The 6,532-nt window shown below is 73.7% G+C and carries 4 protein-coding genes; 2 read left to right on the top strand and 2 right to left on the bottom strand.

Annotated features, from left to right (window positions below; genetic code table 11):
- Window positions 1-347 precede the first annotated feature (347 nt).
- Window positions 348-2,144, top strand: coding sequence for a glycoside hydrolase family 35 protein (locus tag ABD308_RS12860; protein WP_344332854.1), 1,797 nt, complete (start codon window positions 348-350; stop codon window positions 2,142-2,144).
- A 53-nt stretch (window positions 2,145-2,197) separates the two neighbouring features.
- On the opposite strand, the gene glmS is transcribed toward ABD308_RS12860, so the two are convergent.
- Window positions 2,198-4,024 (bottom strand): glutamine--fructose-6-phosphate transaminase (isomerizing), encoded by a 1,827-nt coding sequence (gene glmS, locus ABD308_RS12855; RefSeq protein ID WP_344332852.1) that lies wholly within the window; start codon window positions 4,022-4,024, stop codon window positions 2,198-2,200.
- Between the two features lie 127 nt (window positions 4,025-4,151).
- On the bottom strand, window positions 4,152-4,436 hold the full coding sequence (locus ABD308_RS12850; protein ID WP_344332850.1) for a hypothetical protein: 285 nt from the start codon (window positions 4,434-4,436) through the stop codon (window positions 4,152-4,154).
- A gap of 201 nt (window positions 4,437-4,637) precedes the next feature.
- Between ABD308_RS12850 and asnB the strand changes: the two genes are divergently transcribed.
- Complete coding sequence (gene asnB / locus ABD308_RS12845; protein ID WP_344332848.1) at window positions 4,638-6,488, top strand: asparagine synthase (glutamine-hydrolyzing); 1,851 nt, start codon at window positions 4,638-4,640, stop codon at window positions 6,486-6,488.
- Window positions 6,489-6,532: the final 44 nt, after the last annotated feature.

Raw genomic sequence — 6,532 nt, 5'->3', positions numbered from 1 at the left:
ACTCCGCGGGGCTCACCCGGCCGGCCCGCACCAGGGCGGCCAGGGCCACCGCGTCGTGCTCCCCCAACGCGTCGTCCCCGTAGGCGTGCACCCGCTCCTCGGCCATCCGGACTCCCCATCCCTGTCGGTCGGTGACGGCACCCGGCCCGGATTCCTACCTACCCGTCGGTAATGCCGTGCGAGCTGAGCAGTCTAGGACGAGGGGGTCGCGCGGAACACCCCCGCGTGGCGTGGGCACGATCGCGCGGCACCGCCCGTTCGCCCCTGCGACGCTACTGGGATCCCGGCCGCCGGGCCCGACCCCCGGCGGCCCGCGTCACCACCGGCACCACCGAAAGCTGGTCCGCATGATCGAGCTCGACTTCGACGGCCACGGCTTCCGCCGCGACGGCGCGCCGCACCGCATCGTCTCCGGCGCGCTGCACTACTTCCGGGTCCACCCCGACCTGTGGGACGACCGGCTGGCCCGCCTGCGCGCCCTGGGCGTCAACACGGTGGACACCTACATCCCCTGGAACTTCCACGAACTCCCCGGCGGTGAAGTGGACTTCACCGGCTGGCGGGACATCGCCCGGTTCGTCCGGCTGGCCGAGCGGCACGGGCTCGACGTCATCCTCCGCCCCGGCCCGTACATCTGCGCCGAGTGGGAGTTCGGCGGCCTGCCGGCGCGGCTGCTGGCCGTGGACGGGATCCGGCTGCGCAGCTCCGACCCCGCCTTCCTCGCCGCGGTGGACGGCTGGTTCGACGCCCTGGTGCCCGAACTGCTGCCGCTGCTGGGCAGCCGGGGCGGCCCGGTGGTGGCCGTCCAGGTGGAGAACGAGTACGGGAGCTACGGCAACGACGCCGCCTACCTGGCGCACCTGCGCGACGGCCTGGTGGCGCGCGGGGTGGACTGCCTGCTGTTCACCGCCGACGGCTCCGAGGACTTCATGCAGCAGGGCGGTGCGATCCCGGGCCTGCTGGCCACCGCCACCTTCGGCTCCCGCGCGCCCGAGCGCTTCGAGGTGCTGCGCCGCCATCAGCCCCAAGGCCCGCTGGCCGCCATGGAGTTCTGGATCGGCTGGTTCGACCGGATCGGTGAGCCGCACCACGTCCGGGACGCCAAGGAGGCCGCCGCCTCGCTCGACGAACTCCTCGCCACCGGCGCCTCCGTCAACCTCTACATGGCGCACGGCGGCACCAGCTTCGGCCTCTGGGCGGGCGCCAACCACTCCGGCACCGGCCCGGACACCGCCGGCTTCGAGCCGACCACCACCAGCTACGACTACGACGCGCCGATCGGCGAGGCCGGCGAGCTGACCGAGAAGTTCCACACCCTGCGGTCCGTCATCGGCAAGTACGTCCCGCTCCCGGAGGGCGAACTCCCTCCCCTTCCACCCCGGTTGGCGCCACGCCGGCTCGACCGCGCGACCGGCCGGGCCCGCCTCCTGGACTCCCTCGACGCGCTCTCCGCGCCCGTCCACCGCCCCGCCCCCGAGCCGATGGAACGCCTCGGCCAGTCGCTCGGCCTCATCCACTACCGCACCCGCGTCCCCGGCCCGCGCCCCGAACTCCCGCTGCGCGTCGACGGCATCGGCGACTTCGCCCACGTCTTCGCCGACGGCCGCCCGCTCGGCGTCCTCGACCGCAACGCCCCGGGCCGCACCCTCCCCCTCGCCACCGGCCCCGCCGGCGTCACCCTGGACATCCTGGTCGAGGCCCTCGGCCGCGCCAACTACGGCCCCCAGCTGGCCGACCACAAGGGCATCCGGCGCGGCGTCTCGCACGAACGCCAGCGCCTGCACGGCTGGGAGATCCGCCCGCTGCCGCTCGCCGACCTCACCCCGCTCACCTTCCACGACACCCTCGACACCGCCGACGGCGACCCGGCCTTCCACCGCTTCGAGACCGACCTCGACACCCCCGCCGACACCTTCGTCGCCCTCCCCGGCTGGGGCCGCGGCCTGCTCTGGCTGAACGACTTCCTGCTCGGCCGCTACACCCACGAGGGCCCCCAGCGCACCCTCTACGCCCCCGCCCCGCTCTGGCGGCCGGGCCGCAACACCCTCACCGTCCTCGAACTCGCCCACCACGGCGAGTTTCTGGACCTCCGCGACGAGCCCGACCTCGGCCCCACCACCCGCGCCCCCAGCGCCGACTACTGAGCGGCCCGCCGGGGCCCGGGAGGCTGTGCGCTCCCGGGCCCGGGCGGCGGGGGTCACTCGACGGTGACGCTCTTGGCGAGGTTGCGGGGCTTGTCGACGTCGCGCTTGAGGGCGACGGCGGTGTGGTAGGCGAGGAGCTGGAGCGGGATGTTGAGGAGCAGCGGGTCCAGCTCGGGCTCACTCTTGGGGACCAGGACGCAGTGGTCGGCGAGCCTGGCCTCGGGGCGGCGGTGGGCGATGGCGAGGACGCGGCCGGCGCGGGCCTTGATCTCGCCGAGGGTGGTGAGGTTCTTGTCGAGCAGCTCGTCGTCCGGCACCAGGGCGACGGTGGGCAGCTCGGGGCTGATCAGGGCCAGCGGGCCGTGCTTCAGCTCGCTCGCCGGGTAGGCCTCGGCGTGCACGTAGGAGATCTCCTTGAGCTTCTGCGCGCCCTCGCGGGCGACCGGGTAGCCGCGCACCCGGCCGATGAACATCATCCCGGTGGAGTCGGCGTACTCGGCGGCGAGGCGGGCGATCTCCTCGCTCCGGGCGAGGACCTCGCCGATCTGGCCGGGCAGCGCCTTGAGGGCGGAGACGATCCGGCGGCCGTCGGCGGGCGAGAGGTCGTGGATCCGGCCGAAGTGCAGGGCGAGCAGCGCGAAGGCGACGACGGTGGAGGTGAACGCCTTGGTGGAGGCGACCGAGATCTCCGGGCCGGCGTGCAGGTAGATGCCGCCGTCGCACTCGCGGGCGATGGCGCTGCCGACGGTGTTGACGACGCCGAGCACCCGGCCGCCCTTGCGCTTGACCTCCTGGACGGCGGCGAGGGTGTCGTAGGTCTCGCCGGACTGGCTGACCGCGATGTAGAGGGTGTCGGCCTCGATGACCGGGTTGCGGTAGCGGAACTCCGAGGCGGGCTCGCTGTGCGCGGGGATCCGAGCCAGCTCCTCGATGAGCTGGGCGCCCATCTCGCCGGCGTAGTAGGCGGAGCCGCAGCCGAGGATCTTGACCCGGCGGATCTCGCGCAGCTCGCGGGCGTCCAGGTTGAGGCCGCCGAGGTGGGCGGTGGCGAACCGCTCGTCGAGGCGGCCGCTGAGGGTGCGTTCGACGGAGCCGGGCTGCTCGTGGATCTCCTTGAGCAGGAAGTGCTCGTAGCCGCCGGTGTCGTAGGAGTCGATCTCCCAGTCGACGGTGGACGGCTGGCGGTGGGTGGTGCGGGCGTCCTCGGTGAAGGTGCGGAAGCCGTCGGCGCGCACGGTGGCCAGTTCGCCGTCCTCCAGGTGGACGACCTGGCGGGTGTAGCGGACCAGGGCGGAGACGTCGGAGGCGACGAACATCTCCTTCTCGCCGATGCCGAGCACGATCGGGCTGCCGTTGCGGGCGACCACGACGCGGTCGGGCTGCTCGGCGTCGAGGACGGCGATGCCGTAGGTGCCGACGACCTTGCCGAGCGCGGCCCGGACGGCGTCCTCCAGGTCGCCGCCCTCGGCGGCGTGGGCGGCGACCAGGTGGGCGAGCACCTCGGTGTCGGTCTCGGAGCGGAAGACGGCGCCGTCGGCGGCGAGCCGGGCGCGCAGGTCGTCGGCGTTCTCGATGATGCCGTTGTGGACGACGGCGATGCGCTCGGCGTTGTCCAGGTGCGGGTGGGCGTTGGCGTCGCTGGGGACGCCGTGGGTGGCCCAGCGGGTGTGGCCGATGCCGGTGGTGCCCTTGAAGCGGGCGGGCACGTCGGCGGCGAGGTCGGCGACCCGGCCCTTGACCTTGCGGACCTTGAGGCCACCGGTGCGCCCGGCGACGGCGACGCCGGCCGAGTCGTAGCCGCGGTACTCAAGCCGGGCGAGGCCCTCCAGCAGGAAGGGGGTCGCGTCCTTGGGGCCGATGTAGGCCACGATTCCGCACATGGTGGACTCCTTGGTTCGGTGAGGACGGGGGCGGCCGGCCGGCGCGGGCCCGGTTCGAGCCGGACGCGGGCCTGGTTCGAGCCGGATGCGGGCCGGATGCGGGCCGACAAGACCTGAACGCGGGCGGTCAGCCGTAGACGATCCGGCGCAGCTGGCGGGCCGAGAGTCCGGGCGCCGCGACCCGGCGGGCCGGCAGCTCCTCGGCGAGCCGCGCGAAGATCCGCTCGTTGGTCAGGCCGCGTGCCTGCAGCTCGCCGTGGCGGCGCCGGACGTACTCCTCGGTGGTCTCGGAGAAGTAGGCCAGCACCTCCGCCACCACCCGCGCCGCCTCCCGGGGCCCGAGCGGGCTGGTCCGGGCGAGGTGGGCGAGCAGGTCTTCGTGAGGGTGCGAGGAACCGGGCGAGCTGGACACGAATGGGGAGCCTAGGCGTCCGGACGCCAAAAGATCAAAGATCCTGCCCGAAATCGGGCAGGATCTTGCAGTGTTCGAAACGTGAACGGGGGTCTTGTAGCCGCCCGGGCGATCACGTAGCGTGATGGCGTGCTCACACACCGGGGGTCGGGGGTGGAACGGGAGCATCGGAAGAGTGTCGGAAGAACCGGAGGCTTGCTGATGTGCGGGATCACCGGATGGGTCGCCTACGACCGCGACCTGACCCTCGAACGAGCGGTGCTCGACGCCATGACGGACACCCAGCTCCGCCGCGGCCCGGACTCCGGCGGCGTCCACCTGGCGCGGCACGCCGCGCTGGGCCACCGGCGCCTCGCCGTGATCGACCCGGAGGGCGGCGTCCAGCCGATGACGGTCGAGCACGACGGCCGGACGCTGGCCGCCCTCAGCTACAGCGGGGAGGTGTACAACCACCACGAGCTGCGCGCCGAACTGGAGGCCGCCGGGCACCGCTTTCGCACCCGCAGCGACACCGAGGTGGTGCTGCGCGCCTACCTGGAGTGGGGCGAACACCTGGCCGAACGGCTCAACGGCATGTTCGCCTTCGCCGTCTGGGACGCCCGCACCGAGGAGCTGCTGCTGGTCCGCGACCGCATGGGCGTCAAACCGCTGCACTACCACCCGACGCCGGACGGCGTGGTCTTCGGCTCCGAGCCGAAGGCGCTGCTCGCCCACCCCGCGGTGCGCCCGGTGGTCGACCTCGACGGGCTGCGCGAACTGCTCGCGCTGACCCGCACCCCGGGACTCACCCCGTACCGGGGCATCGCCGAGGTCCAGCCCGGCCACCTGGTCCGGGTGCGGCGACAGGGCCTCACCGTGCGGCGCTACTGGGCGCTGGAGGCCCGCGAGCACACCCAGGACCTCGCCACCACGATCGGCACCGTCCGGGCACTGCTGGAGGACATCGTCCACCGCCAGCTGGAGTCCGACGTGCCGCTCTGCTCGCTGCTCTCCGGCGGCCTGGACTCCAGCGCGGTCACCGCCCTGGCGGCCCGGACGCTGCGCGCCGCCGGCGCCGGGCCGGTCCGCTCCTTCGCGGTCGACTTCACCGGGCAGTCCGAGCACTTCGCCCCGGACGCCGTGCGCACCACCCAGGACGGCCCCTACGCCGAGATGCTCGCCCGGCACGTCGGCGCCGAACACCGGGTGGTCGAGCTGGACCCCGCCGCCCTCGGCGCCCCGGCGCAGCGGCTCGCCACCCTGCGCGCCCGGGACCTGCCGGGCGGCGTCGGGGACATGGACGCCTCGCTGCTGCTGCTCTTCCGCGGGGTGCGCGAGCGCTCCACGGTGGCGCTGTCCGGCGAGTCCGCCGACGAGCTGTTCGGCGGCTACCGCTGGTTCCACGACCCGGGGATCGTCCGGACCGAGGACTTCCCGTGGGCGGCCGTGCTGAGCAGCCTCGGCGGCACCGGCAGCGGGCCGCGCGAGCAGCTGCTGGACCGGGAGCTGCTCGGCAAGCTCGACCTGCCCGGCTACCGGCGGGCCCGCTACCGGGAGGCGCTCGCCGAGGTCCCGCACCTGCCGGACGCCGACCCGTTCGAACGGCGGATGCGGGAGGTGTCGTACCTCAACCTGACCCGCTTCGTCCGCATCCTGCTGGACCGCAAGGACCGGATGAGCATGGCCACCGGTCTTGAGGTGCGGGTGCCGTTCTGCGACCACCGGCTGGTGCAGTACGTCTTCAACGCGCCGTGGTCGATGAAGTCCTTCGACGGCCGGGAGAAGAGCCTGCTGCGCGCGGCCGTGCGGGACGTGCTGCCGGCCGAGATCGCCGAGCGGATGAAGAGCCCGTACCCGATCGTGCAGGACCCGCGCTATCCGCGGCTGCTGCGCGCCGAGCTCGCCGCGCTGGCCTCCGACCCCCGCTCCCCCGCCCTCGCCCTGCTGGACCGGCGGGCGCTGTCCGACGCGCTCGCGCCGGACACCGACCCGCAGTCGGTCCGGCTGGCGACCGATCTGGCCCTGGACCTCGACGCGTGGCTGACCGAGTACCAGGTCGAACTGGAGCTCTGAGCGAGGCGCCCGGGCGGCGCGGGCACCGCCGCGCCCGGCCCGCA

This window comes from Kitasatospora putterlickiae (assembly GCF_039527695.1).
Classification (GTDB): Bacteria; Actinomycetota; Actinomycetes; order Streptomycetales; family Streptomycetaceae; genus Kitasatospora; species Kitasatospora putterlickiae.
Note: the sequence above shows the minus strand (reverse complement) of the source record. Positions and strands in the feature narration are given on the sequence as shown.

Coding starts and splice junctions, on each gene's coding strand:
- ABD308_RS12860 (WP_344332854.1), top strand. CDS start 348: ATGATCGAGCTCGACTTCGACGGCCACGGCTTCCGCCGCGACGGCGCG.
- glmS (WP_344332852.1), bottom strand. CDS start 4,024: ATGTGCGGAATCGTGGCCTACATCGGCCCCAAGGACGCGACCCCCTTC.
- asnB (WP_344332848.1), top strand. CDS start 4,638: ATGTGCGGGATCACCGGATGGGTCGCCTACGACCGCGACCTGACCCTC.